24 protein-coding genes are annotated in these 25860 nt (G+C 72.2%); 19 read left to right on the plus strand and 5 right to left on the minus strand.

Annotation, left to right across the window (positions count from 1 at the left end):
- Positions 1-5: 5 nt before the first annotated feature.
- On the minus strand, positions 6-1196 hold the full coding sequence (gene nadA / locus BM385_RS09650; RefSeq protein ID WP_026047422.1) for a quinolinate synthase NadA: 1191 nt from the start codon (positions 1194-1196) through the stop codon (positions 6-8).
- A gap of 243 nt (positions 1197-1439) precedes the next feature.
- Between nadA and erpA the strand changes: the two genes are divergently transcribed.
- Entirely contained in the window at positions 1440-1793 is a 354-nt protein-coding gene (gene erpA, locus BM385_RS09655) for an iron-sulfur cluster insertion protein ErpA (RefSeq protein ID WP_019433750.1), read from the plus strand.
- 99 nt (positions 1794-1892) lie between these two features.
- Here the strand turns inward: erpA and BM385_RS09660 are convergent, their stop codons facing one another.
- A complete protein-coding gene (locus BM385_RS09660) occupies positions 1893-3536 on the minus strand; it encodes a hypothetical protein (RefSeq protein ID WP_093842791.1) in 1644 nt (547 codons plus the stop codon).
- A gap of 125 nt (positions 3537-3661) precedes the next feature.
- On the opposite strand from BM385_RS09660, the gene BM385_RS09665 reads away from it, so the two are divergent.
- Positions 3662-4636 (plus strand): carbohydrate kinase family protein, encoded by a 975-nt coding sequence (locus BM385_RS09665; protein WP_019433748.1) that lies wholly within the window; start codon positions 3662-3664, stop codon positions 4634-4636.
- Positions 4637-4645: 9 nt separating this feature from the next.
- On the opposite strand, the gene BM385_RS09670 is transcribed toward BM385_RS09665, so the two are convergent.
- A complete protein-coding gene (locus BM385_RS09670) occupies positions 4646-6013 on the minus strand; it encodes a cysteine desulfurase/sulfurtransferase TusA family protein (RefSeq protein WP_019433747.1) in 1368 nt (455 codons plus the stop codon).
- Positions 6014-6302: 289 nt separating this feature from the next.
- Here BM385_RS09670 and ctaC point away from each other — a divergent pair, with 289 nt between their 5' ends.
- The 4 genes from ctaC to BM385_RS09690 all read left to right on the plus strand — a co-directional run bounded on the left by ctaC (position 6303) and on the right by BM385_RS09690 (position 10850).
- Positions 6303-7280, plus strand: a complete 978-nt coding sequence (ctaC, locus tag BM385_RS09675) for an aa3-type cytochrome oxidase subunit II (RefSeq protein WP_026047421.1) — start codon at positions 6303-6305, stop codon at positions 7278-7280.
- Entirely contained in the window at positions 7277-9019 is a 1743-nt protein-coding gene (ctaD, locus tag BM385_RS09680) for an aa3-type cytochrome oxidase subunit I (RefSeq protein ID WP_026047420.1), read from the plus strand. The genes ctaC and ctaD overlap by 4 nt, the downstream gene beginning before the upstream one ends.
- Positions 9016-9414 (plus strand): cytochrome c oxidase subunit 4, encoded by a 399-nt coding sequence (locus tag BM385_RS09685; protein WP_019433744.1) that lies wholly within the window; start codon positions 9016-9018, stop codon positions 9412-9414. Before ctaD ends, BM385_RS09685 begins: the two co-directional genes overlap by 4 nt.
- A 143-nt stretch (positions 9415-9557) precedes the next feature.
- Complete coding sequence (locus BM385_RS09690; RefSeq protein WP_051131120.1) at positions 9558-10850, plus strand: L,D-transpeptidase; 1293 nt, start codon at positions 9558-9560, stop codon at positions 10848-10850.
- A 74-nt stretch (positions 10851-10924) separates the two neighbouring features.
- Here the strand turns inward: BM385_RS09690 and BM385_RS09695 are convergent, their stop codons facing one another.
- Positions 10925-11326, minus strand: coding sequence for a hypothetical protein (locus BM385_RS09695; protein ID WP_019433741.1), 402 nt, complete (start codon positions 11324-11326; stop codon positions 10925-10927).
- A gap of 169 nt (positions 11327-11495) precedes the next feature.
- On the opposite strand from BM385_RS09695, the gene ctaE reads away from it, so the two are divergent.
- From ctaE to trpD, 5 genes are all read left to right on the plus strand, one after another.
- Positions 11496-12113, plus strand: coding sequence for an aa3-type cytochrome oxidase subunit III (ctaE, locus tag BM385_RS09700; RefSeq protein ID WP_026047419.1), 618 nt, complete (start codon positions 11496-11498; stop codon positions 12111-12113).
- Positions 12114-12188: 75 nt separating this feature from the next.
- Entirely contained in the window at positions 12189-12998 is an 810-nt protein-coding gene (qcrC, locus tag BM385_RS09705) for a cytochrome bc1 complex diheme cytochrome c subunit (RefSeq protein ID WP_093842792.1), read from the plus strand.
- Positions 12995-14071 (plus strand): cytochrome bc1 complex Rieske iron-sulfur subunit, encoded by a 1077-nt coding sequence (gene qcrA, locus BM385_RS09710; protein WP_019433738.1) that lies wholly within the window; start codon positions 12995-12997, stop codon positions 14069-14071. Before qcrC ends, qcrA begins: the two co-directional genes overlap by 4 nt.
- Positions 14068-15723, plus strand: a complete 1656-nt coding sequence (gene qcrB / locus BM385_RS09715; protein WP_019433737.1) for a cytochrome bc1 complex cytochrome b subunit — start codon at positions 14068-14070, stop codon at positions 15721-15723. The genes qcrA and qcrB overlap by 4 nt, the downstream gene beginning before the upstream one ends.
- A 120-nt stretch (positions 15724-15843) precedes the next feature.
- Complete coding sequence (gene trpD / locus BM385_RS09720; RefSeq protein WP_093842793.1) at positions 15844-16908, plus strand: anthranilate phosphoribosyltransferase; 1065 nt, start codon at positions 15844-15846, stop codon at positions 16906-16908.
- Positions 16909-16968: 60 nt separating this feature from the next.
- On the opposite strand, the gene BM385_RS09725 is transcribed toward trpD, so the two are convergent.
- Positions 16969-17250 (minus strand): Lrp/AsnC ligand binding domain-containing protein, encoded by a 282-nt coding sequence (locus BM385_RS09725; RefSeq protein WP_019433735.1) that lies wholly within the window; start codon positions 17248-17250, stop codon positions 16969-16971.
- Positions 17251-17507: 257 nt separating this feature from the next.
- On the opposite strand from BM385_RS09725, the gene BM385_RS09730 reads away from it, so the two are divergent.
- The 8 genes from BM385_RS09730 to BM385_RS09765 all read left to right on the plus strand — a co-directional run bounded on the left by BM385_RS09730 (position 17508) and on the right by BM385_RS09765 (position 25840).
- On the plus strand, positions 17508-18857 hold the full coding sequence (locus BM385_RS09730; protein WP_019433734.1) for an NYN domain-containing protein: 1350 nt from the start codon (positions 17508-17510) through the stop codon (positions 18855-18857).
- A 301-nt stretch (positions 18858-19158) separates the two neighbouring features.
- Complete coding sequence (locus BM385_RS09735) at positions 19159-20211, plus strand: C40 family peptidase (protein ID WP_037755880.1); 1053 nt, start codon at positions 19159-19161, stop codon at positions 20209-20211.
- A 182-nt stretch (positions 20212-20393) separates the two neighbouring features.
- On the plus strand, positions 20394-21479 hold the full coding sequence (locus BM385_RS09740) for a C40 family peptidase (protein ID WP_019433732.1): 1086 nt from the start codon (positions 20394-20396) through the stop codon (positions 21477-21479).
- Positions 21480-21519: 40 nt separating this feature from the next.
- Positions 21520-22671, plus strand: a complete 1152-nt coding sequence (locus BM385_RS09745; protein ID WP_026047416.1) for a glycosyltransferase family 4 protein — start codon at positions 21520-21522, stop codon at positions 22669-22671.
- An 80-nt stretch (positions 22672-22751) separates the two neighbouring features.
- Positions 22752-23207, plus strand: a complete 456-nt coding sequence (locus BM385_RS09750) for an SRPBCC family protein (protein ID WP_019433730.1) — start codon at positions 22752-22754, stop codon at positions 23205-23207.
- Complete coding sequence (locus BM385_RS09755; RefSeq protein ID WP_093842794.1) at positions 23204-24295, plus strand: ArsA family ATPase; 1092 nt, start codon at positions 23204-23206, stop codon at positions 24293-24295. The genes BM385_RS09750 and BM385_RS09755 overlap by 4 nt, the downstream gene beginning before the upstream one ends.
- 43 nt (positions 24296-24338) lie before the next feature.
- Entirely contained in the window at positions 24339-24845 is a 507-nt protein-coding gene (locus tag BM385_RS09760) for a DUF5304 family protein (protein ID WP_093842795.1), read from the plus strand.
- A gap of 53 nt (positions 24846-24898) precedes the next feature.
- Positions 24899-25840 carry an ROK family glucokinase gene (locus BM385_RS09765; RefSeq protein WP_019433727.1) on the plus strand — a complete coding sequence of 314 codons (942 nt, stop codon included), beginning with the start codon at positions 24899-24901 and terminating at the stop codon, positions 25838-25840.
- Positions 25841-25860: the final 20 nt, after the last annotated feature.

Consider the following 25860-nt stretch of genomic DNA (forward strand, 5'->3'; position numbering starts at 1 on the left):
TGCGGTCAGGGCAGGGCGAGCATCTGCTCCAGGGCGGCCTTGGCGTACTTCTCGGTCTCCGGGTCGACCGTGATGCGGTTGACGGTGCGGCCGGCGGCCAGTGCCTCCAGCGTCCACACCAGGTGGGGCAGGTCGATGCGGTTCATGGTGGAGCAGAAGCAGACGGTGCGGTCGAGGAAGACGATCTCCTTGCCCTCGGCGGCGTAACGATTCGCCAGCCGGCGGACCAGGTTCAGCTCGGTGCCGATGGCCCACTTCGAGCCGGCCGGGGCCGCCTCCAGGGTCTTGATGATGTACTCGGTCGATCCGACGTAGTCGGCGGCGGCCACCACCTCGTGCCGGCACTCGGGGTGCACCAGGACGTTGACGCCGGGGACCCGGGCCCGTACGTCCTCCACCGACTCCAGCGAGAACCGGCCGTGCACCGAGCAGTGGCCGCGCCACAGGATCATCTTCGCGTCCCGCAGCTGGTCGGCGGTGAGTCCGCCGCCGGGCTTGTGCGGGTTGTAGACGACGCAGTCCTCCAGGGACATGCCCAGGTCGCGGACGGCGGTGTTGCGGCCGAGGTGCTGGTCGGGGAGGAACAGCACCTTCTCGCCCTGCTCGAAGGCCCAGCGCAGCGCGCGCTCCGCGTTGGAGGAGGTGCAGATGGTGCCGCCGTGCCGGCCGGTGAAGGCCTTGATGTCGGCGGAGGAGTTCATGTACGAGACGGGCACCGTGGTGTCGGCGACGCCGGCCTCGGTGAGGACGTCCCAGGCCTCGGCGACCTGTTCGGCGGTGGCCATGTCGGCCATGGAGCAGCCGGCGGCCAGGTCGGGGAGGATGACCCGCTGGTCGTCGGTGGTGAGGATGTCGGCGGACTCGGCCATGAAGTGGACGCCGCAGAAGACGATGTACTCGGCGCCGGGCCGGGCGGCGGCGTCGCGGGCGAGCTTGAAGGAGTCGCCGGTGACGTCGGCGAACTGGATGACCTCGTCGCGCTGGTAGTGGTGTCCCAGGACGAACACCCGGTCGCCGAGCTGCTCCTTGGCGGCCCGTGCCCGGGCCACCAGGTCCGGGTCGGAGGGGGAGGGGAGGTCGCCGGGGCAGTCCACGCCGCGCTCGCTGGCGGCGTCGGCCTCGCGGCCGAGCAGCAGCAGGGCCAGGGGGCTGGGCCGGACATCCAGGGGATCGGCGGTGCTCGGGGCGGTGTTCACGGCCACCCAACCCTTTCCGGCGCGTCCACGCCTTTTCGTCTATCTGACGCTATGGATGATAGCGGCCCGGTGCCCGTTTGACGATGGCGAAAGCGTCAATGTGACGCATCCCCGGTTCCGGGGCCCCGGGGGTGTGCGAGCATGGGAAGAAGGGAAAAACACCCGCCCAGAACGGAATGATTCCGTAGGGCTTTCTGTTGGAGCAGCCGGCAGAGGATTCCGTACTACCCGGGAGAGAAGCAGATGTCCGTATCGGACAAGACCGCTGTGAGCGACGGCATCATCCTTTCCGACGCTGCCGCGGCCAAGGTGAAGAGCCTGCTGGAGCAGGAAGGCCGCGACGATCTCGCACTGCGTGTGGCGGTCCAGCCGGGCGGCTGCTCCGGGCTGCGCTACCAGCTCTTCTTCGACGAGCGCTCGCTCGACGGTGACGTCGTCAAGGACTTCGACGGCGTCAAGGTCGTCACCGACCGGATGAGCGCCCCGTACCTGGGCGGCGCCTCCATCGACTTCGTCGACACCATCGAGAAGCAGGGCTTCACCATCGACAACCCGAACGCCACCGGCTCCTGCGCCTGCGGCGACTCCTTCAGCTGACGGCCGGGCCCGCACCCCGTACCCGCGCGAAGGGCGGCGGCCCCCCCGATCGGGGGGGCCGCCGCCCTTCGTCGTCTCCCGCGCCGGGCGGTCCGCCGGTCAGCTCACCGGGATCTCCTCGCCCCACGCGTCGACCAGCGTCCGGTCACCGATGGGGGAGTCCAGGCTCAGCTCGCCGGTCTGCTCCTGGGCCACCAGGATGCACGCCTCGTACGGGTCGCCCGGGATCTCCTCGACCAGCACCCGCACCTGATCCGCCGACTCCTCGGCGACCAGCCGGTACTCGGCGCACACCCCGGTCCAGTAGCTGAGGACCAGGGTGGTGTCCCCGGACGCGTACGGCTCGACGCTCGTCCCGGTCGTGCCGGGCTCCCCGGCCGGCTCACCGCCGTCGTCGCCCGGGTGCGCCGGCTCGGCGGAGGAGTCACCGGGGGCGCCGTCCCCGCCGTTGCCGCCGTCGCCGTGCCGCTGGGCGTACGCCGTGTCGTACTCCACCGCGGGGAGCTGGAGCGTGGTCTGCGTCCCGTCCTCCAGGGTGATCGTGTAGGACCAGGCGGGCACCAGCAGCTCGGGACCGGCGTCGGCCCACAGCCACTGCATCAGCGCCTGCTCGGCCCCGGTCACCTCGGCGGAGGACCGGTCGGGCAGCTCGGTGACCTCGGGCAGCGCCGGATACCCGGGCTCCGCGCACACCGGCTCCGCCGCCGAGGTGTCCTCGCCCGCCGGATCGCCGTCCGCGTGCGGCATCTCCCCGGGCCGCGCCTCGGGCACCTGCCCGTACTCCGGCACGGGAAGGATCTCGGGCTGCATGTCCGGGACCAGCGTCGGGCAGTCCACCGGGTCCGGCGCCATCGACGGCACCTCCACGTGCGGCGGCAGCTCCGCGTTGCGCCGGTCCAGCCGCTCCTGGGCGCTCATCATGTCCTGTTCGCCGACGACCTCCGGGTCGCCCAGCGCGCCGGCGGCGGACACGACCGTGCCCTGCGGCGACACCGCGATCTCGGTCTCCAGACCGTGCGCCCGCAGCCCGTCCACCTCGCGCGGGAAGACCAGCGTGCGGTTGCCGTCCCCGTGCTCCACGCTCTCCACCGGGGCGTCCGACAGCCCGAGCGCCGCCACCAGCCCCGCGGCGGCCTCCAGCGCCTCCTCCTGGGACGGCGCCGGCTCCGCCGGCTTCGCGGGGGCGCCGTCGCTGCTCACCGCCTCGTCCGGGTCGTACGGCTCGTACGGCAGGTCCAGGGTGTACAGGTCGTAGGGACCGCTCTGGTAGTACCAGCGGCCGGTCTCCTCGGTCACCGACAGGGAGGGCCCGTCCGCGTCCGGACCCGCGACGGTCCACCAGCTGCCCTCGTCGAGCCGGGGCTCGCCCTCCACGCCCAGCAGCGCGGCGAGTTCGGCGACCCGCGCCTCGCCGGTCCCCGTGCCGAACCCGTACACCTCGGCGCTGCCCGGCCCCTCCGGCAGCGGCCCGGCGGCGGACAGCGGCACCCCGTCCCACGGGGTCGGCCAGTCCGGCGCGATGCCCTGCTCGGTCCGCCCCGGGGCGGCCGGCTCGATGGCCGGGTCGTCCCCCGCGTTCCCGCGCACCTCGTCGCCGTCCCGGCCGAAGACCGCCTGCGCCCCGAACAGGCCCCCGGCCAGCAGGGCCACCCCCAGCGCCCCGGCGGTGACCGTCAGCCAGCGCGGGCGCTCCGCGCGGGGCGGCGCACCGTCCGGGACGACCACATCCGTCTCCTGCGTCATGGTCCCGCTCCTCTCATCGCCTGTCGCCACTGGGACGGACCGACCCCCCACCGGGTTCCTGGGGCCGCGGGTAGCCTGGACGGGCCCGTATCCGTGTACTCGTGCCTCACCGGGAGCAGCCCACCGTGCGCATCGCCGTCTCCGGCTCCATCGCCCATGACCATCTGATGACCTTCCCCGGCCGGTTCGCCGACCAGCTGGTGGGGGATCAGCTGCACACCGTCTCGCTCTCCTTCCTGGTGGACGCCCTGGAGGTACGGCGCGGCGGCGTCGGCGCCAACATCTGCTTCGGCATGGGGCAGCTGGGCGCCCGCCCGATCCTGGTGGGCGCGGCCGGCGCCGACTTCGAGGAGTACCGGGCCTGGCTGGACCGGCACGGGGTGGACACCTCCGCCGTACGGATCTCCGAGGTGCTGCACACCGCCCGCTTCGTGTGCACCACGGACGCCGACCACAACCAGATCGGCTCCTTCTACACCGGCGCGATGAGCGAGGCCCGGCTGATCGAGCTGGCGGCCGTGGCCGCCCGGGTCGGCGACCTCGACCTGGTGCACATCGGGGCGGACGACCCCGAGGCGATGCTGCGGCACACCGAGGAGTGCCGCACCCGGGGCATCCCGTTCGCCGCCGACTACTCGCAGCAGCTGGCGCGGATGGACGGCGAGAACATCAAGACCCTCACCGAGGGCGCCGCGTACCTCTTCAACAACGAGTACGAGAAGGCGCTCATCGAGACCAAGACCGGCTGGTCGGCCGAGGAGGTGCTGAGCAAGGTCGGCACCCAGGTCACCACGCTCGGCGCGCGCGGGGTGCGCATCGACCGGGCGGGCGAGGAGACCATCTTCGTCGGCTGCCCGGAGGAGGAGTCCAAGACCGACCCGACCGGGGTCGGCGACGCCTTCCGGGCCGGCTTCCTGGCGGGGCTCGCCTGGGGCGCCTCCCTGGAGCGCGCGGCGCAGGTGGGCTGCATGCTGGCGACGCTGGTGATCGAGACGGTCGGGACCCAGGAGTACACGCTGCGGCGCGGCGCGTTCATGGACCGCTTCACCAAGACCTACGGCGAGGACGCCGCCGCCGAGGTGCGGGAACACCTGCTGTAGCGGCCCCGCTCACCGCGCGCGGCGGACCCGGTACGCCCGCCCCGCGCCCGGTGCGCCCTCCTCGCCCAGATAGGTCTGGCGGTGGGTGTGGCACCAGGCGGGGATGTCGAGACCGGCGGCCTCGTCGTCCGACAGGACGGTGACCACCGTGCCCACCGGCACGGTGCCGATCACCTGGGCGAGTTCGGTGACCGGGACGGGGCAGCGCTTGCCGAGGGCGTCCACCGTCACCCCGTCCGGCCCGGTTTCCACGACGGGCCGGACGGCGGGGGCCAGCTGGGCGCGGACGGAGGCGACGGCCTCGGGCAGGGTGGCCAGGAAGCGGTTGACCTCGCCGCGGGTCGTGCCGGGCGGCAGCGAGACCCGGACGTTGCCCTCGGACAGCACGCCCATGGCGCGCAGCACGTGGCTGGGCGTCAGGGTGGAGGAGGTGCACGAGGAGCCGGAGGAGACCGCGAACCCGGCCCGGTCCAGGGCGTGCAGCAGGGCCTCGCCGTCCGCGTACAGGCAGGAGAAGGTGACCAGGTGCGGCAGCCGCCGCTCCGGGTCGCCGACGACCTCGGTGTCCGCGACGAGTTCGGGCACCCGGGCCCGGATCCGGTCCACCAGCGGGGCCAGCCGGGCCGCCTCCGCAGCCGCCTCCTGGCGCACCGCGCGCAGCGAGGCGGCGGCGGCCACGATGGCGGGGATGTCCTGCGCGCCGGGCGCGACGGGCGGCGGGGGAGCGAACCGTACGCCCTTGCGGACCACGAGCAGTCCGACACCTCCCGGGCCGCCCCACTTGTGGGCGCTGGCCGCCAGTAGCGACCAGTCGCCCTCCACCGGGCCCCAGGGCAGCGACTGGGCGGCGTCCACCAGCAGCGGGACCCCGGCCGCCCAGCACAGTTCGGCGGCCTCGGCGACCGGCTGGGTGGTGCCCACCTCGTGGTTGGCGGACTGGAGGCAGACGAGGGCGGCCGGGTCGCCGTCGCCGAGCGCGGCGCGCAGTCCGTCGACGGCCAGCCGCCCCGTACGGTCCACCGCCAGCCGGGTGACCTCGCCGCCCGCGCTCTCGTGGGCCTCGGCGGCGTGCAGCACGGCCGAGTGTTCGACCGAGGAGACGAGCAGCCGGCGGCTCACCCGGCGGCGTCCGGCCAGCGCGCCGGCGATGCCGGTGTGCAGGGCGCGGGTACCGGAGGTGGTGAAGGTCAGTTCGTCCGGGCGGCAGCCGGCCGCCTCCGCCGCCGACTCGCGCGCCGCGTCGAGCAGCAGCCGGGCCCGGCGGCCCTCGCGGTGCGGGCGGCCCGGGTCGGCCCAGCCGTCGTCGAGGGCGGCCAGCAGCGCCTGCCGGGCGACCGGGTGCAGGGGGAGGGAGGAGGCGGCGTCGAAGTAGGGCACGCCCCGAACGTAACGCCACCGTGTCAACGCGCGGCGACCGGCCACCCGGTCGTACAGGTGTGCGTGCCGCCCTCCCGCCGCGTCAGAATGGGGCGGTGACCCGGTACTCGGCGGCCGGGGGAACCGGCGCGCCGGGTTGGGCACCCTCCCCGCACGACCTCAAATAGCGTCCAGTAGGGTTTGCACCGCATAAACATCCAAACCCCTGCCCGTGTCAGGGCCGGTGCCCCCGCCCCGGGCGAAGGCAGTGGCCGTATTACCGCGGGCGAGACTCTCGGGAAGGCGCTACGTGAGTCCCAACGGCTCCGACCGCTCGTCGCGGCGCCCGGTGCGGCGGATCCTGCCGCAGGCGTTGCTCGCGGGCTTGGTCCTGGCGACCGCGACAGGTTGCACATCCGAGGACTTCCCCCGTCTCGGTATGCCCACCCCGGTGACGGAGGAGGCGCCGCGCATTCTGTCCCTGTGGCAGGGCTCGTGGGCCGCCGCACTGGTGACGGGCGTGATCGTGTGGGGGCTGATCCTGTGGAGTGCCTTCTTCCACCGGCGGTCCAGGACCAAGGTGGAAGTGCCGCCGCAGAACCGGTACAACCTGCCCATCGAGGCGCTGTACACGCTGGTTCCGCTGGTGATCGTCTCGGTCCTCTTCTACTTCACCGCACGTGACCAGACCAAGCTCCTGGAGACCTCCGACCAGCCGGACCACGTGATCAACGTGGTCGGTTTCCAGTGGAGCTGGGGCTTCAACTACCTGGAGCCGGTCGGGCACCTCTCCCAGGAGACCGAGACCCAGAAGTTCGCCCACAACGCTCCGGAGCTGGACTCCATCCCGGACCGCTTCATGGAGGCGGTGCCGCAGGACGCGGACGGGGTCTACACCGTGGGCGCGCTGGACGACCGCGACCCGGACACCGGCAACCCCGGGCCCACCCTGTGGCTGCCCGAGGGCGAGACCGTCCAGTTCATCATCACCTCGCGGGACGTCAACCACTCCTTCTGGGTGGTTCCGTTCCTGATGAAGCAGGACGCGATCCCCGGGCACACCAACCGCTTCGAGGTGACCCCGAACAAGCAGGGCACCTTCATGGGCAAGTGCGCCGAGCTGTGCGGCGAGGCCCACGCCCGGATGCTCTTCAACGTGAAGGTCGTCTCTCCCGAGGAGTACCAGCAGCACCTCCAGGATCTGGCCGCACAGGGCCAGACGGGCTTCATCCCGGCGGGCATCGAGCAGACGGAAGCCGCCACTAACGCGGAGACGAACCAGCCGTGACAATCCTTGACACCCCACAGGAGGCCGGCGCCGCGAAGGCAGTGCCGCCGGTGCGCCGGAAACAGCCCGGCAACATTGTGATCAAGTGGCTCACCACCACCGATCACAAGACGATCGGCACGATGTACCTGCTGACGTCGTTCATCTTCTTCATCATCGGCGGCGTCATGGCGCTCATCATGCGCGCCGAGCTGGCCCGTCCGGGTCTGCAGCTGGTCTCCAAGGAGCAGTTCAACCAGCTGTTCACCATGCACGGCACGGTGATGCTGCTGCTCTTCGCGACGCCGCTGTTCGCCGGCTTCGCCAACTGGATCATGCCGCTCCAGATCGGCGCGCCGGATGTGGCCTTCCCCCGGCTGAACATGCTGGCGTACTGGCTGTACCTCTTCGGCGGTCTGCTGGTGGTCGCGGGCTTCTTCACCCCGCAGGGCGCGGCGAGCTTCGGCTGGTTCGCCTACTCACCGCTGTCGGACGCGGTCAGGTCACCGGGTGTCGGTGCCGACATGTGGGTGATGGGCCTGGCCTTCTCCGGCTTCGGCACCATCCTGGGCGCGGTCAACTTCATCACCACGATCATCTGCATGCGCGCCCCCGGCATGACGATGTTCCGGATGCCGATCTTCACCTGGAACGTGCTGCTCACCGGTGTGCTGGTGCTGCTGGCCTTCCCGGTGCTGGCCGCCGCGCTCTTCGCGCTCGCCGCCGACCGGGTGTTCGGGGCGCAAATCTTCAATCCGGCCAATGGCGGCTCGATTCTGTGGCAACACCTCTTCTGGTTCTTCGGCCATCCAGAGGTGTACATCATCGCGCTGCCGTTCTTCGGCATCATCTCGGAGATCATCCCGGTCTTCAGCCGCAAGCCGATCTTCGGTTACATCGGTCTGGTCATCGCCACCATTTCCATCGCCGGTCTGTCGGTGACGGTGTGGGCGCACCACATGTACGTGACGGGAGCGGTACTCCTACCGTTCTTCTCGTTCATGACCTTCCTGATCGCGGTACCGACCGGGGTGAAGTTCTTCAACTGGATCGGCACCATGTGGAAGGGGTCACTGAGTTTCGAGACCCCGATGCTGTGGTCGATCGGCTTCCTGGTCACCTTCCTCTTCGGTGGTCTGACCGGCGTCATCCTGGCCTCCCCGCCGCTGGACTTCCACGTCTCGGACACCTACTTCGTGGTGGCGCACTTCCACTACGTGGTCTTCGGCACGGTGGTCTTCGCGATGTTCGCCGGCTTCCACTTCTGGTGGCCGAAGTGGACCGGCAAGATGCTGGACGAGCGGCTCGGGAAGATCACCTTCTGGACGCTGTTCATCGGCTTCCACGGCACCTTCCTGGTGCAGCACTGGCTGGGCACCGAGGGCATGGTGCGGCGGTACGCGGACTATCTCGCCGCGGACGGCTTCACCGCGCTGAACACCATCTCGACCATCAGCTCGTTCCTGCTGGGCATGTCGATGCTGCCGTTCTTCTACAACGTCTGGAAGACGTGGAAGTACGGTGAGCCGGTCAACACGGACGACCCGTGGGGTTACGGCCGCTCGCTGGAGTGGGCGACCTCGTCCCCGCCGCCGCGGCACAACTTCCTCACGCTGCCGAAGATCCGTTCCGAATCGCCGGCCTTCGACCTGCACCACCCGGAGCTGGCGGCTCTGGACGCCCTGGAGAACTCCGATCCCCGCACCGCGGTGACCGGCGGCACCGAGGGCCGTACCGAGTCCGAGGGAGATGCCAAGTGAAGATCCAGGGTTATCTCTTCAGCGGCATCGCCCTGTTCATGCTGGGCGCGGCCATCGTCTACGGTCTGTGGTCCAAGGAGCCGGTCGGTACCACCGCGCTGTTCCTGTCCTTCTCGCTGGCCGCGATGATCGGGTTCTACCTGGTCTTCACCGCCCGCCGGGTGGACACCGGGGCCCAGGACCGCAAGGACGCCGACGTCGCGGACGACGCGGGCGAGCTGGGCTTCTTCGCCCCGCACAGCTGGGCGCCGCTGGTGCTGGCGCTCGGTGGTCTGACGGCCTTCATGGGCCCGGTCTTCGGCTGGTGGCTGGCGTTCTTCACCCTGCCGCTGCTGGCGATCGGTCTGTGGCTGTGGGTGTTCGAGTTCTACCGGGGCGAGAACCAGAACCAGTAGCACCGCGCCGCACACCGCTGCCGTACGCCGCCGGCCCCCGGGGACCCCTCCCCGGGGGCCGGCGGCGTACGACGCGTCCGGCGGGTCCCCCGAATGCGGGATCTCCGCGCGCCCTGTCGGAGTATTATTCGTATTTTGTGACCATGGGTCACGTAAGAGGCATCTCGGACAGCGCGCCCAGCAGGGCGGTCGCATCCCGCCGGACGGCGCTCAGCTGCGCCCTGATACTCGCCCCGCTGATGGTCTGGGTCACCGCGTGCAGCGACAGCTCCCGGTCCCTCACGGGCACGCCCTACGACGCCACCGAACAGCTCTCCTTCGGCCCCGCCGGGGACAGCACCGCGGCCGTCGACCCGGACGCGCCGCTGAAGATCACCAGCACGGACACCGACGGCCGGATCACCGACGTGGTGGCCACCGACGCCGTCGGCCGCACCATCACCGGACAGCTGTCCGAGGACGGCAGCAGCTGGCACAGCACCACGCCGCTGGCGGCCGGTGCCAGCTACACCGTTCAGGTGAGCACCGAGAACGACAGCGGGCGCCCGGGACGGGGCACCCACACCTTCACCACCGGCGACTCCGCCGCCGCCCCGCTGGAGATCGAACTCGGCCCCACCGCCGGCACCTACGGCGTGGGCCAGCCGCTCACCGCCGAGCTGAGCGAGGAGGTCGCCGACCCGGCCGAGCGCGCCGTGGTCGAGAGCGCCCTCGTGGTGGCCTCCGAACCGCAGGTGGAGGGCTCCTGGCACTGGGTGGACGACACCCTGCTGCACTACCGCCCCAAGGAGTACTGGCCCGCCGGGTCGAGCGTCACCGTGCGCTCGGAGCTGGCCGGCCTCCACATCCGGGACGGACTGCGCGGCGGGGCGGCCCAGGAACTCCAGCTGAGCATCGGCGACCGGGTGGAGGCCCTCGCCGACATCAGCGGCCACTGGATGACGGTCAGCCGCAACGGCGAGGTGCTGCGCACCATCCCGATCACCACCGGCAAGGAGGGCTTCGCCACCCGGGACGGCAAGAAGGTCGTGCTCGGCCAGGAGCGCAACGTCCGGATGACCGGCACCAGCATCGGCATCCCGGCCGGCAGCTCCGAGTCCTACGACCTCGACGTCTCCTGGGCCACCCGGCTGACGTGGAGCGGCGAGTACGTGCACGCCGCGCCCTGGTCGGTGGGCTCCCAGGGCAGCGCCAACGTGAGCCACGGATGCACCGGAATGAGTGACGCCAACGCGCAGTGGTTCTTCGAGACGGTACGCCCGGGTGACATCGTCGAACACATCAACGGTTTCGGCGAGGACATGGCGCCGTTCGGCAACGGCTTCGGCGACTGGAACCTCTCCTGGGAGGCGTGGCTGGCCGGCAGCGCGCTGCACGCCCCGGACGGCCCCGCCGAGGCCGCGGGCAGCCCCAGCAGGCTCGCTCCGGCGCTGTGAGGGCCTCTCCCGGGCCCGCGGCGCGCCCGGGCGGGCCCGTTCCTCCCCCGGCCCGCGCCGGGGGAGGAACGGGGTCAGGCGACGGCGGGCAGCCGCGAGCGCAGCAGCGCCGCCAGGGCGTCCGCCAGCTGCGCCGGCTCCACCGGGTGCGGGACGGCCGCCTCCGCCCGGCTCCAGGTCGCCAGCCAGGCGTCCTGCGGCCGGCCGATCAGCAGCAGCACCGGCGGGCAGTCGAAGATCTCGTCCTTGATCTGCCGGCACACCCCCATCCCGCCCGCCGGGACGGCCTCGCCGTCCAGCACGCACACATCGATCCCGCCCCGCTCCAGCTGGGACAGCACCGCGGGCAGGGTGGCGCACTCCACATACTCGACCGCCGGCGCATCCGCGGCGGGGCGGCGACCGGCCGCCAGACGTACCTGTTCGCGGGTGTTCGCGTCGTCGCTGTAGACCAGCACCGTTGCGGTCTCCTGCATCGTTCCTCCGCGTGAATGGACGGGTAGCGTGGCCCGGATGCTACTCCGTCACCACCGCCGGGCGGCAGGGGTCGCGGGCCCGGGTGTGGTGCCGCGTCACCGCTGGACATACCGCTTGGACACACCGAATGGCACCCCCCGGCTAAGCGCCGGATAAGCGACCGACATAATGTCGGGCGTGGCGACAGCAACAGCAGTAGAAACCGGGCGCGCACACCCCTCGGTCAACAGGCCGAATGTCGTCAGCGTCGGAACCGTCATCTGGCTGAGTTCCGAGCTGATGTTCTTCGCGGCGCTCTTCGCGATGTACTTCACCCTGCGATCGGTGATGGGAGCCGAGTTCTGGACGGATAAGGCGGACACGCTCAACGTCCCCTTCGCCCTGGGCAACACCACGATCCTGGTGCTCTCTTCCCTGGCGTGCCAGCTCGGCGTGTTCGCCGCCGAGCGCGGTGACGTCAAGAAGCTGCGCCTGTGGTTCGTGGTCACCTTCGTCATGGGCGCGATCTTCATCGGCGGCCAGGTGACGGAGTACGTGGAACTGGTGCACGAGGGCATCTCCCTGTCCTCCGACCCCTACGGGTCCGCCTTCTACCTCACCACCGGCTTCCACGGCCTCCACGTGCTGGGCGGACTGATCGCCTTCCTGCTGGTCCTGGGACGGACCTACGCGGCGCGGCGGTTCACCCATGAGCAGGCCACGTCGGCCATCGTCGTGTCGTACTACTGGCACTTCGTGGATGTCGTCTGGATCGGCCTCTTCGCCACGATCTACCTGATCAAGTAGCCGGTCGCCGCACCGGACGCGCTCCGACGCACACCTCAAGCACCGACGCAGCAGATCCTGACACCGGGGTAATCCGTGAAAAAGCTCTCCGCACGACGGCGCCATCCGCTGGCTGCGCTCGTCGTCCTCATCTTCGCGCTGGCGGTCACCGGGGGGCTGTACGCCGTACTGGCTCCCTCAGGTGAGGCAAAGGCCGAGGACTCGGCCCAGTCCCTCGCCATCGAGGAGGGCAAGAAGCTCTACGACGTGGGCTGCTCCAGCTGCCACGGCGCGGGCGGCCAGGGCGGTACCGGCGGTCCGTCCCTGGTGGGTGTCGGTGCCGCGTCCGTGGACTTCCAGGTGGGCACCGGCCGGATGCCGATGGCGCAGCCCGGCCCGCAGGCCGTGGTCAAGCCCACCGTCTACGACCAGGCCGAGATCGACCAGCTCGCCGCGTACATCGCCTCCCTGGGCCCCGGCCCGGCGGTGCCGGAGGCCGAGGCCTACGACCCCGCCGGCGGCGACCCGGCGCGCGGTGGCGAACTCTTCCGCACCAACTGCTCGCAGTGCCACAACTACACCGGCCAGGGCGGCGCCCTGACGCACGGCAAGTTCGCCCCCAACCTGGCCGACGTGAACCCCAGGCACATCTACGAGGCCATGCTGACCGGCCCGCAGAACATGCCGTCCTTCCCCGACGGGGTGCTCCCCGAGGACGCCAAGCGCGACATCATCGCCTGGCTGGACGCGACCAACACCTCCGAGTCGCCCAACCCCGGCGGTCTGAGCCTGGGTGGCTACGGCCCGGTCGGTGAGGGCTTCTTCGCCTGGACCATCGGCATCGGCCTGCTCATCGCCGTGGCCGTGTGGATCGCCGCCCGCAGCGCGAAGGCGAAGAAGTCATGAGCAATCCCGACGACAACGACTCCCGGAACACCGACAACAACGTGTCTGACGAACACCTGCCCAGTGAGCAGGGACACGGCGAGGTGGCCCCGGCGGACGACCCGTTCGCCGACCCCGGCCTGCCGCCGCACGAACACCGCAGGCAGGACATCGACGAGCGGGCCGCCAAGCGGTCCGAGCGCACCGTCGCCCTGCTGTTCACGGTGTCCATGCTCGCCACGATCGGCTTCATCGCCTCCTACGTGGCCATCCCGATCGACAAGATCGTCTACATCTGGCCCTTCGGTCACATCAGCGGGCTGAACTTCGCCCTCGGTCTGACGCTGGGTCTGGCCCTGTTCTGCATCGGCGCCGGCGCGGTCCACTGGGCCCGCACGCTGATGTCGGACGAGGAGATGGTCGACGAGCGCCACCCGATCCAGGCCGCCCCCGAGGTCAAGGCCCAGGTCCTGGCGGACTTCGCGGCCGGCACCAAGGAATCGCAGTTCGGCCGCCGGAAGCTGGTGCGCACCACGCTCTTCGGCGCGCTGGCCCTGGTGCCGCTCTCCGGTGTGGTGCTGCTGCGCGACCTCGGTCCGCTGCCCGGCGACAAGCTGCGCCACTCGAAGTGGAAAGCCGGCTCGCTGATCATCAACGAGAACACCATGCAGCCGCTGCGGCCCGAGGACATCACCGTCGGTTCGCTCACCCAGGCCATGCCGGAAGGGCTCGACCCGCACGATCACGACTTCCTGGTCGAGATCGCCAAGGCCGCGGTCATGCTGGTCCGCCTGGAGCCGAAGGACATCAAGGACCCGAAGTCGGCCGAGTGGGGCCACGAGGGCATCCTGTGCTTCTCCAAGATCTGCACGCACATCGGTTGCCCGGCCACCCTGTACGAGCAGCAGACCCACCACGCGCTGTGCCCCTGCCACCAGTCGACGTTCGACCTCGCCGACGGGGCCCGGGTGCTGTTCGGCCCGGCGGGCCACCCGCTGCCGCAGCTGCGTATCACGGTGAACGACGACGGTTATCTCGAAGCCCTCGGTGACTTCGAGGAGCCCCCCGGCCCGAGCTTCTGGGAGCGCGGATGAGTACGGCAACCAAGACCGCCGAGGCCCCGGAGGCATCGTCCTCCCGGGGCAAGGCGCCCGCCGGCGAGCGCATCGCCGACTGGGCGGACGGCCGGCTGGGGATCTACTCCCTGGCCAAGGCCAACCTGCGCAAGATCTTCCCGGACCACTGGTCCTTCCTGCTGGGCGAGGTCTGCCTCTACGCCTTCATCATTCTCATCGCGACCGGCGTCTATCTGACGCTGTTCTTCGTGCCGAGCATGGCGGAGGTCGAGTACCACGGCTCCTACGGCCCCATGAACGGGGTGCTGATGTCCGAGGCGTACGCCTCGACACTGGACATCAGCTTCGAGGTGCGCGGTGGTCTGCTCGTGCGGCAGATCCACCACTGGGCCGCGCTGATCTTCGTGGTCGGCATCTTCATGCACATGATGCGGGTGTTCTTCACCGGCGCCTTCCGCAAGCCGCGTGAGATCAACTGGGTCTTCGGCTTCCTGCTGTTCGTGCTGGCGCTGGTGACCGGTCTGACCGGTTACTCGCTGCCGGACGACCTGCTCTCCGGTGTCGGTATCCGCTTCATGGAGGGCGCGATCCTGTCGGTGCCGATCGTCGGCACCTACCTCCAGATGTTCGTGTTCGGCGGGGAGTTCCCCGGTACGGACATCATCCCGAGGTTCTTCATCGCGCACGTGCTGCTGCTGCCGGGCATCATGGCGGCGCTGGTGGTCGCCCACCTGATCCTGATCGTGTACCACAAGCACACGCACTACGCCGGGCCCGGCCGGAAGAACACCAACGTGGTGGGCTACCCGCTCTTCCCGGTGTACATGGCGAAGGCCGGCGGGTTCTTCTTCCTGGTCTTCGGTGTGATCACGATCATCGCCGCCACCACCACCATCAACGGGGTGTGGGTGCTCGGTCCCTACCGGCCCGACCAGATCACCTCCAACGCCCAGCCCGACTGGTATCTGGGCTTCTCCGAGGGCCTGGTGCGCATGATGCCCGGCTGGGAGTGGGTGATCCCGGGCGGGTACACGCTGAACTTCGGTCTGCTCGTACCGCTCGCGGTCTTCCCGACCATGCTGATGGTCATCGCGCTGTACCCGTTCTTCGAGAACTGGGTCACCAAGGACCGGCGCGAGCACCACATCGCGGAGCGCCCGCGCAACGCGCCGACCCGTACCGCGTTCGGTGTGGCGTGGATCAGCTGGTACCTGGTCGCCCTGGTGGCCGGTGGCAACGACGTCATCGCGCTGAAGTTCGACCTGTCGATCAACACGATCACCTGGATCTGCCGGGTCTCCTTCTTCGTCCTGCCGGTGCTGGTCTTCTGGGCCACCCGCAGGGTCTGTCTGGGCCTTCAGCGCCGGGACAAGGAGAAGGTGCTGCACGGCCGCGAGTCCGGTGTGATCAAGAAGCTGCCGCACGGTGAGTTCATCGAGGTCCACGAACCGCTGTCCCGCGAGCAGCTGCACACCCTCACCGCGCACGACCAGTACCGGCCGGCCGAGCTGCCGCCCGCGACGGACGAGAACGGTGTCCGCAACAAGGTGGGCCTGATCGAGAAGCTGCGGGTGAAGGTCAGCCGGGGCTACTTCGGGGAGAGCGGCCAGATCGCCAAGCCGACCGCCGAGGAGTACCGCGAGATCACCGAGGGTCACGGCCACCACTGAGCCACCGCCCTCGACAGCACGCCCGGAGCCCCCGTCCGATCATCGGACGGGGGCTCCGGGCGTGTGCGGGGGCAGGCTAGGCTTCGCCGCAGAAGATCCCCGGATCCCCAGAGGTGAGCCATGAGCACTGTGCCCCCCGTCGGTGACGACGCCGCGGCGGCCCGCAGCTGGCCGGAGCTGCTCACCTCCCTGATCGGCGGGAAGAACCTCGACGCCGGGGACACCGCCTGGGCGATGGACCGCATCATGCGCGGCGAGGCCACCGGCGCGCAGATCGCCGGCTTCGCGGTGGCGCTGCGCGCCAAGGGCGAGACGGTGGAGGAGATCACCGGCCTGGTCCGCGCGATGTACGCGCACGCCCGGCTCATCGACATCCCCGGCCCCACCGTCGACATCGTCGGCACCGGCGGCGACCGGGCCAGGACCGTCAACATCTCCACCATGTCGGCCATCGTGGTGGCCGGCACCGGCGCGAAGGTCGTCAAGCACGGCAACCGCGCCGCCTCCAGCGCCAGCGGGGCCTCGGACGTCCTGGAGAAGCTGGGCGTCAATCTGACGCTCTCCCCCGAGCGGGTGGCCGAGGTCGCCGAGGAAGCGGGCATCACCTTCTGCTTCGCCGCCGCCTTCCACCCCGCGCTGCGGCACGTGGCGGCGGCCCGCCGCGAACTGGGGGTGGCGACCGCGTTCAACTTCCTCGGCCCGCTGACCAATCCGGCCCGGGTGGCCGCCCAGGCCACCGGCGTGGCCGATGCCCGGATGGCGCCGATCATGGCCGGGGTGCTGGCCGAGCGCGGCAGTTCGGCGCTGCTGTTCCGCGGCGACGACGGCCTGGACGAGCTGACCACCACCGCCACCTCCACCGTCTGGGTGGTGCGGGACAAGACGGTGCGCCGGGAGACGTTCGACCCGCGGGAGGTGGGCATCGAGCTGGTGCCGGTGGAGGCGCTGCGCGGGGCCGACGCCTCGTACAACGCCGATGTGGCGCGCCGGCTGCTGGCCGGGGAGAGCGGCCCGGTGCGCGACGCCGTCCTGCTGAACTCGGCCGCCGCGCTGGTGGCGCTGGAGGGCGGCGAGGGACCGCTGGCCGAGCGGATCACGGCCGCGATGGGGCGGGCGGCGCAGTCCATCGACTCGGGGGCCGCGCGCGACACCCTGGAGCGCTGGGTCACGGCCACCCAGCGCTGAACCGGCGGGGCGGCGCGGCCGGGACGTCCCCCGTGCCGCGCCGCCCGGGCGTTCAGCCGGTCAGGAGTCCAGGCCGATGGCGAACGCCGCCTCCAGGTCGTGCTGCGAGTAGGCGCGGAACGCGATGTGGGTTTCGGTCGACTCCACGCCGGGAACCTTGCTGATCCTGCCGGGGATCACGTCCGCCAGATCGTCGTGACGGGGGACGCGCACGATGGCGATCAGGTCGTGGGCGCCGGTCACCGAGTACACCTCGCTGACGCCTTCCAGGGCCGCGATGGCCTCGGCGATCTCCGGGATGCGGTCCACGCTGGTCTTGATGAGCACGATGGAGGTGATCACGGTGGGCCTTCCCCGGTGTCGATGGTCGCGGTACGCCGCTCACCTTAGCCGCCGTACGCGGGGGGTCCGCCGGACGGGCGATCCCCGGTGCCTGAGCACACGGGCACGGACACAGGCCGTAGGGTGACGGTGCGGGTGACCACAGTCTCCCCCCGGACGAGGTCCGGGAGGTACCCCCAGGCCCGGCACTACAGAAGGCAGGCGGAACCATGGCGTACTCTCAGCCGGCGGATGCCGACGGACAGGTGTGACCGGTCATGGATGCCACGGATGGCGATGAAGGAGCAGCCGAGCCCGCCGAGAGCCTGGACCGTCCGCTGCCGGAGAAGGTCCGGCACCGGGTGATCGCGGTGGCCGGAGACGCCTTCGCCGGCCTGACCGTCGCCGAGCTGCCGCCCGTCCTGCGGCAGTACGCCCGCTTCACCCCCGCCCGCCGCATCCGGCACGGCGGCGCCGCCATCGCCACCGCCCTGGAGGGCGACACCCTCTTCCGGCACCGGGTGGCCGCCCGGCTGCGCGCCGCCGAACCCGGACTCGCCGAGGCCGTGGAGAGCGGTACGGTACCGGCCGCCGCCGACCCGGTCGAGGTCGCCGCCACCGCCTATCTGCTGCGGCCACCGGGCTGGGCCAAGCTGGTGGCGGCCGCCGGGGAGGAGGCGCAGCGCGCCCAGGACGAACGCGCCGGCGAGGAGCGCGAGCGGGAACTCGCCCGGCTGCGTACCGAACTCGCCGAGGCGCGGGCCACCGCCAGGACCGACACCGAGCGGCTGCGCGCCGAACTGGAGGCGGCCCGCAAGGAGACCGACGCGGTGCACCGCAAACTCCGCAGCGCGCTCAGCGATGTCCGGCGCGGCGAGGCCACCGCGCGCAAGCTGCGCGCCGAACTGGAGACGGTCCGGGGCGAGGCCGCCGCCGCCCGCGCCGCCGCCGACAGTGAGGCGCGGCGGCTGCGGTCCCGGCTGGCCGAGGCCGAATCCGCCCTGGAATCGGGGCGGAAGGCGGTCCGCGAGGGCCGGGGCATCGAGGAGATGCGGCTGCGGCTGCTGCTGGACACGGTGCTGGACGCCGCCCAGGGGCTGCGCCGCGAACTGGCCCTGCCACCGGCCCAGTTGCGCCCGGCCCAGACGGTGGACGCGGTACGTCCCGGTGAGCTGTCGCCGCAGGACGTCGCCCACCGGGCGCTGGCCGACGACGACCCGGCGCTGCTGGACCAGTTGCTCGCCCTGCCGCAGTCCCATCTGGTGGTGGACGGCTACAACGTCACCAAGTCCGGCTATCCCAGGCTCCCGCTGGAGAAGCAGCGGGACCGGCTGCTGCGCGGCCTCGCGGTGCTGGCCGCGCAGACCGGCGCCGAGATGACCTGCGTGTTCGACGGGGCGGAGCTGGCCGCGCCGGTGCTGCTCACCCCGCCGCGCGGCGTGCGGGTGCTGTTCAGCAACCCCGGGCAGACCGCCGACGAACTGATCCGGCGGCTGGTGCGGGCCGAACCCCCGGGCCGTCCGGTGGTGGTGGTCTCCTCCGACCGGGAGGTGGCCGACGGCATCGCCCGGGCCGGGGCGCGCCCGGCCTCGGCCGCGCTGCTCCTCAAGCGGCTTGCCCGGACTTGATCCGCTTGGCGGGAATCCCGCCCCACCTGCCGGTGTTTCCGGTGATCCGGGGCGTTGTGCCCGCTTCTGTGCCGCACGCTCGGTGAGCCGTGGTCGCTGGGCGTGTGAGGTAAGTAAAAAATGCCCGCGGGGATTTGAATGAGGGAACGGCGCCTCGCTAGGGTCGGGCCTCGAACCTTCGCGCGGTCGCTCACCCATCCCGGGTGGCCGTGGAGGTACCGCCGATTCCGCGGCCGATGCGCGGAGCCGGGGCCAAGCCCCCACACCCGGCAGGCGGCTGAGGAAGAAGGAGCTCGCCCCAGTGGCGTCCCACCGTCGTCCCAAGCAGCCGAGCCGTGCCCGGGTGACCGTGTTCGGTGCCACCGCCGCCGCCACCGTCGCCCTCAGCTCCCAGGCCGCGCAGGCCGCCGAGACCAAGGAACAGGTCCAGGAGCGTGTCGACCAGCTCCACGAGGAAGCGGCCATCGCGACCGAGGAGTACAACGGCGCCAAGGAGCGCGAGGGTCAGCTCCAGGAAGAGGTGGAGACCCTCCAGGACTCCGCCGCCCGGGGCCAGGAGGAGCTGAACGAGCTGCGCTCCGGCCTGGGTTCGATCGCCGCCGCGCAGTACCGCACCGGCGGCCTGGACCCCTCCGTCCAGCTCTTCCTCTCCGGCGACCCCGACGCGTACCTGGAGCGGGCCTCCACCCTCAACCAGATCACCGGCAAGCAGGCCGAGACGCTCCAGCTCATCGAGGCCAAGCAGCGCACCCTCGCCCAGCAGCGCGAGGAGGCCACCGAGAAACTGGCCGAACTGGAGGACACCCGCGACGAGCTGAAGGACCGCAAGGACACCATCCAGGGCAAGCTGAACGAGGCCCAGTCGCTGCTCAACCAGCTGACCGAGGAGGAGCGCGCCGCCATCGCCGCCGAGGAGGCGGCGGAGGCCGCCGCCGCCCAGGCCGAGGCCGAGCGCGCCAACCGCAGCGGCAGCGACGGCCGTCCGGTCCTGGACGGCACCGGCTCCTCGCGCGGCCAGGCGGCCCTCTCGGCCGGCGCCACCAAGGTCGGCTCGCCGTACGTGTGGGGCGCCACCGGGCCCAACTCCTTCGACTGTTCCGGGTTCACCACTTGGTCCTTCGCCCAGGCCGGCGTCCAGCTGCCGCGCACCTCGCAGGCCCAGGCCAACGCGGGCATGCGGGTCAGCGAGAGCCAGCTGGCCCCCGGCGACATCGTGCTGTTCTACGGCGACCTGCACCACGTGGGCATCTACGCCGGCAACGGCCAGGTGCTGCACGCCCCGGGCACCGGGAAGTACGTCGAGTACACCGGGCTGCACACCATGCCGTTCCAGTTCGGCGTCCGGGTCGGCTGACCCGCGCCATTCCTCCATCCGGGTGAATCGGCGGCCCCACCGGCGGGCCGCCGACCCCCGCTGACCTGCGACGCCGTCGCGGCGTGCCGGATACGTCCCGGCCCGGGTTGCGCGATACCCGGCCGCGCCGGAACTAGATTCTGCTCCCCTCAGGTACCCCACCGAAGGGAGCACGGCGCGCAGTGGCAACCCACCGGCGTCCCTCGCAGCACGGCACGGCCCGCGCGGCCCGCGCCTCCGTCCTGTCCGCCGCCGCGACCGCGGCCGTCGCCCTGGGCAGCGCGCCCGCCGTGGCCGAGCCCGCCCTCGACCGGGCCGGCGCGGCCCAGCGCGTGGACGAACTCTTCGCCGAGGCCGAGCGCGCCGTGGAGGAGTACAACGGCACCGCCGAGCGGGTGGCGGAGCTGACCACCGAGGCCGAGCGCTACCAGCGCCGGGTGGAGGCCGGCCGGCAGGCCGTCAACGACACCCGCCGCTCCCTCGGTTCGGCCGCCGCCGCGCACTACCGGGCGGGCGGCATCGACCCGACCGTGGCCCTCCTGCTCTCCGACGACCCGGACACCTACCTCGCCCGCGCCGCCGCCGTGCAGCGGGTCGGCACCAGACGCTCGGGTGAGCTGCGCGAACTGATGGCCGCCCAGCGCACCCTGGAGCAGCGCCGCGCCGAGGCCGGCGACAAGCTCGACGAACTCGCCGCGGAGCGCGACGCGCTCGCCCGGGCCAAGAACACCGTCCTGCGCAAGCTCGCCACCGCCCAGGCCCAGTACGACCGGCTCACCGCGGAGGAACACGCCGAGCGGGCCGAACGCGCCGAACGCGAGCGCGCCGAGCAGGAGCGGGCCGCCGCCGCGGCCGTCCCCGCCCCCGCCGGCCCCGCCGCGGGCCAGGCCACGCCCGCCGCCGCCCCGGCACCCGCCGCCGGCACGCGCGGCGCCACCGCCCTCCAGGCCGCCCGGGGCGCCCTCGGCAGCCCCTACGCCTGGGGCGCCGCCGGGCCCAACTCCTTCGACTGCTCCGGCCTCACCCAGTGGGCCTACCGCCAGGCGGGCGTCTCGCTGCCGCGCACCTCCCAGGCCCAGGCCGCCGCCGGCACCCCCGTACCGCTGTCCGCGGCCCAGCCCGGCGACCTCGTCGTCTACCGCTCCGACGCCAGCCACATCGGCCTGTACGCCGGCGGCGGCCAGGTCATCCACGCGCCCTACCCCGGCGCCGCGGTCCGTCTCGAGCCGGTCGGCATGATGCCGCTGCACTCCGTGGTCCGACCCTGAGCCACGGGCGGGCCGCGGCCACCCGCTACGCTCGCCCGTGATGCACAGGACATTGATCGTCACCAACGACTTCCCGCCGCGCCCCGGCGGCATCCAGGCGTTCCTGCACAGCATGGCGCTGCGCCTGGACCCGGACCGGGTGGTGGTGTACGCCTCCACCTGGAAGCGCGACAAGGAGGGCCGGGAGGCCACCGCGGCCTTCGACGCCGAGCAGCCGTACCCGGTGATCCGGGACCGGGCCACCATGCTGCTGCCCACCCCGCGCGTCACCCGGCGCGCGGCCGGTCTGCTGCGCACTCACGGCTGCACCTCCGTCTGGTTCGGCGCCGCCGCTCCGCTGGGGCTGATGGGGCCCGCGCTGCGCAAGGCCGGCGCCCGGCGGCTGGTGGCCACCAGCCACGGCCACGAGGCCGGCTGGGCCCAGCTGCCCGCCGCCCGGCAGCTGCTGCGGCGCATCGGCGAGGGCACCGACACGGTGACGTACCTCGGCGAGTACACCCGCTCGCGCATCGCCTCCGCGCTCACCCCCGAGGCCGCCGCCCGCATGGTGCAACTGCCGCCCGGCGTCGACGAGAAGCTGTTCCACCCCGGCTCGGGCGGCGAGACGGTACGGGCCGGGCTCGGCCTGACCGACCGGCCGGTGGTGGTGTGCGTCTCCCGGCTGGTGCCCCGCAAGGGCCAGGACACCCTGATCAGGGCGCTGCCGCGGATCCTGGCCGCCGAGCCGGACACCGTGCTCCTCATCGTCGGGGACGGCCCCTACCGCAGGGACCTGGAGAAGCTGGCGCAGGAGAGCGGGGTGGCCGCCTCGGTGCGGTTCACCGGCCCCGTCCCGTGGGAGCGGCTGCCCGCGCACTTCGGGGCGGGCGACGTGTTCGCGATGCCGTGCCGCACCCGGCGCGGCGGGCTGGACGTCGAAGGGCTCGGCATCGTCTACCTGGAGGCGTCGGCCACCGGACTGCCGGTGGTCTCCGGCGACTCGGGCGGCGCCCCGGACGCGGTGCTGGACGGCGAGACCGGCTGGATCGTGCGCGGCGGCGCGCCCGGCGCACCGGCCGAGACCGCCGAGCGGATCGTCACCCTGCTGCGGGACCCGGGGCTGCGCAAGCGGATGGGGGACCGGGGACGGCAGTGGGTCGAGGAGCGGTGGCGCTGGGACCTGCTGGCACAGCGGCTGCGGGAACTGCTGTAGCGGCGGCCCGCGATAGCCTTCCGATGACAGCCTGCCCCCCACGGCACGACGACTGAGCGCGGAACAAGGAGCCACCCTCGATGGCCGAACACACCAGGTCGAGCATCACCATCGACGCCACCCCGGCCGAGGTCATGGCGGTGATCGCCGACTTCGGCCGGTACCCCGAGTGGACGGGCGAGGTGCGCGAGGCGGAGGTGCTGGGCACGGACGCGCAGGGCCGCGCCGAGCAGGTGCGGCTGGTGCTGGACGCGGGCGCCATCAAGGACGAACACACCCTGGCGTACGCCTGGTCGGACACCGACGAGGTCAGCTGGTCGCTGGTGAAGTCGCAGCTGCTGCGCTCCCTGGACGGCTCCTACCGGCTGGTGCCGGTGGACGGCGGCCGGCACACCGAGGTGACGTACCAGCTGACGGTGGACGTGAAGATCCCGATGCTGGGCACCATCAAGCGCAAGGCCGAGAAGGTCATCATCGAGCGGGCGCTGGACGGGCTGAAGAAGCGCGTGGAGCTGGGCGGGGCCACCGCCGGATGACGCCGCCACGGGTGCTGCTGGTCACCGGCCCCGGTGGCGCGGGGACGACGACGGTGGCGGCCGGTACGGCGCTGGCCGAGGCGCGGGCCGGCCGCACGGTGCTGCTGCTGGGGGAGTCGGTGGGCACCCTGAGCGGCGTGGACGCGATCCGGCCGGACGCCGCGCAGTGGTTCCGGGACGGCGTCCAGGGGCTCCAGCGACGGGCCGGCACCGAGCTGCTGCACGACGACGAGCTGACCGAACTGCCCGGCAGCGCGGGGCTCGCGCTGCTGCACGCCCTCGCCGGGGCGCACCGCTCGGGCCGCTGGCAGACGCTGGTGGTCGATCTGCCGCCGGTCACCGACGCGATCCGGCTGCTGGCCCTGCCCGAGCTGCTGGCCCGCTATCTGCGCCGGCTGCTGCCGGAACGCCGCCCGGCCTCCCTGCTGCTGGCGCAGCTCGCCGGGCTGCCGTACGACGAGGCGGGCCGCTGGATCGGCACGCTCACCGCACTGCACGCCCTGCTGGGGGCGGACGGGGTGGCGGTGCGGCTGGTGACCGAGCCCACCGCGCAGGCCCCGGCCGCCGTGCGCCGGGCGCGGGCCGGGCTGGCGCTGCACGGCCTGGCCCTGGAGACGCTGATCGCCAACCGGGTGCTGCCGGCCGGCTCCGCCGACCCGTGGCTGCGGGACGCGGCGGCGGCTCAGCGCGCGGTGCTCGACGTCCTGCCGGGACCACCGCGCGAACTGCCGCATCTGGGCGGGGCGCCCGGCGAGGCGGAACTGGCCGTGCTGGCCGGGTCCGGGGCGCTGGACGCGGTGCCGGCCGACCGGCTGCGGCGGCCGGCGCCGGTGCTGAGCGACCGGACGGCGGGCACGGCGGGTACGGCGGACGCCGGGGGTGCGCCCCTGGTGTGGCGGCTGCCGCTGCCCGGCGCCTCCCGCGATGAGCTCGACCTGGTCCGGCGCGGCGACGAACTCTTCGTCACCGCCGGTCCGTTCCGCCGCGCCCTGGAGCTGCCCGAGGTGCTGCGCCGGTGCACGGTGACCGGTGCGGCGCTGGAGGAATCCGGGGAGCTGGCCGTACGGTTCGCCCCGGATTCGCGGTAACGTCGAACGCATCCACGATGTGCCGCTGTGCCAGGAGAGCGCCATGAGCGAACCCACCGAGCAGCCCGCAGAGCAGCCTTCCGAGCAGCCCGCCGACGCCGATCCGCGGGCCTGGGAGGAGGCGTGCGCGGAAGATCTGGCCGCCGAGCGGGCCAGGTTCCGGGAGCGTACGCGGCAGCAACCGCCGCCCAGGGACGCCGCCGAGGAACTGCGCAAGCTGATGACCGCCATCACCGAGGAGGCCGGGCGGCTCGGCGCGCGGTTCGGGGCGGACGCGGCGCTGCTGGCGGCGCGGGCGCGGTCGACGGTCAACGCGGAGGTGCTGGAGCATCTGTCCAACGCGGGCGCCGAACTGGTGGCCGCCTACCGGGCCGCCGTCGTCGGCTACCAGCGGCAGGCGGGCCAGGACCGGCCGGCCGGACGCGAGGACGGGAGCGGGGAGGGGACCGGGGACGGGAGCGGCGGGAACCGTGAGGGCCGGGAGCGTACCGGGAAGGACGGTGACGGTGAGGAGCCGTCCGGTCCGGCCCAGCGCATTGATCTGGACTGATCGCGCGGTACGGTGTTCGGCGGCGGGGATCGACTGACCTTTTTGAGGAATTCATGGGACTGACCATCGGCGTTGACATCGGCGGCACCAAGATCGCGGCCGGTGTGGTCGACGAAGAGGGCACGATCCTCGACACCTGCACGGTGCCCACCCCGCCCACCCCCGAGGGTGTGGTGGAGGCCATCGCCGAGGCCGTCAAAACCGTGGGACGCGACAGCAAGGCGGAGGCCGTCGGCATCGGCGCGGCCGGTTACGTCGACGACAAGCGCGCCACCGTCCTGTTCGCGCCGAACATCAAGTGGCGGCACGAGGCGCTGAAGGACAAGGTCGAGCAGCACGTCGGGCTGTCCGTGGTGGTCGAGAACGACGCGAACGCCGCCGCCTGGGGCGAGTACCGCTTCGGCGCCGGGGCCGGGCACGAGGACGTCGTGGTCATCACCCTGGGCACCGGGCTCGGCGGCGGCATCATCATGGGCGGCCGGCTGTACCGGGGACGGTTCGGGGTGGCGGGCGAGTTCGGCCACATCCGGGTGGTGCCGGACGGTCTGCTGTGCGGGTGCGGCAGCCAGGGCTGCTGGGAGCAGTACGCGTCGGGCCGCGCGCTGGTGCGGTACGCCAGGCAGCGGGCCGCCGCGACCCCGGACGCGGCGACCGTGCTGCTGGCCGAGGGCGACGGCACCCCGGAGGGCATCGAGGGCCGTCATGTGTCCGCCGCCGCCCGGCAGGGCGACCCGGTGGCCGTCGACTCCTTCCGCGAGCTGGCCCGCTGGGCGGGCGCCGGGCTCGCCGACCTGGCCTCGCTGTTCGACCCGTCCGCGTTCATCGTGGGCGGTGGCGTCTCGGACGAGGGCGACCTGGTGCTGGAGCCGATCCGCAAGTCCTTCCGCCGCTGGCTGGTCGGCAGCCGCTACCGGCCGCACGCACAGGTGGTCGCGGCCCAGCTGGGCGGCCGGGCCGGGCTGGTGGGCGCGGCGGACCTGGCCCGCCAGGGCTGACGCCCGGGCGGGGCGGCCCG

The sequence above is a fragment of the Streptomyces harbinensis genome (assembly GCF_900116145.1).
GTDB lineage: Bacteria > Actinomycetota > Actinomycetes > Streptomycetales > Streptomycetaceae > Streptomyces > Streptomyces carpaticus.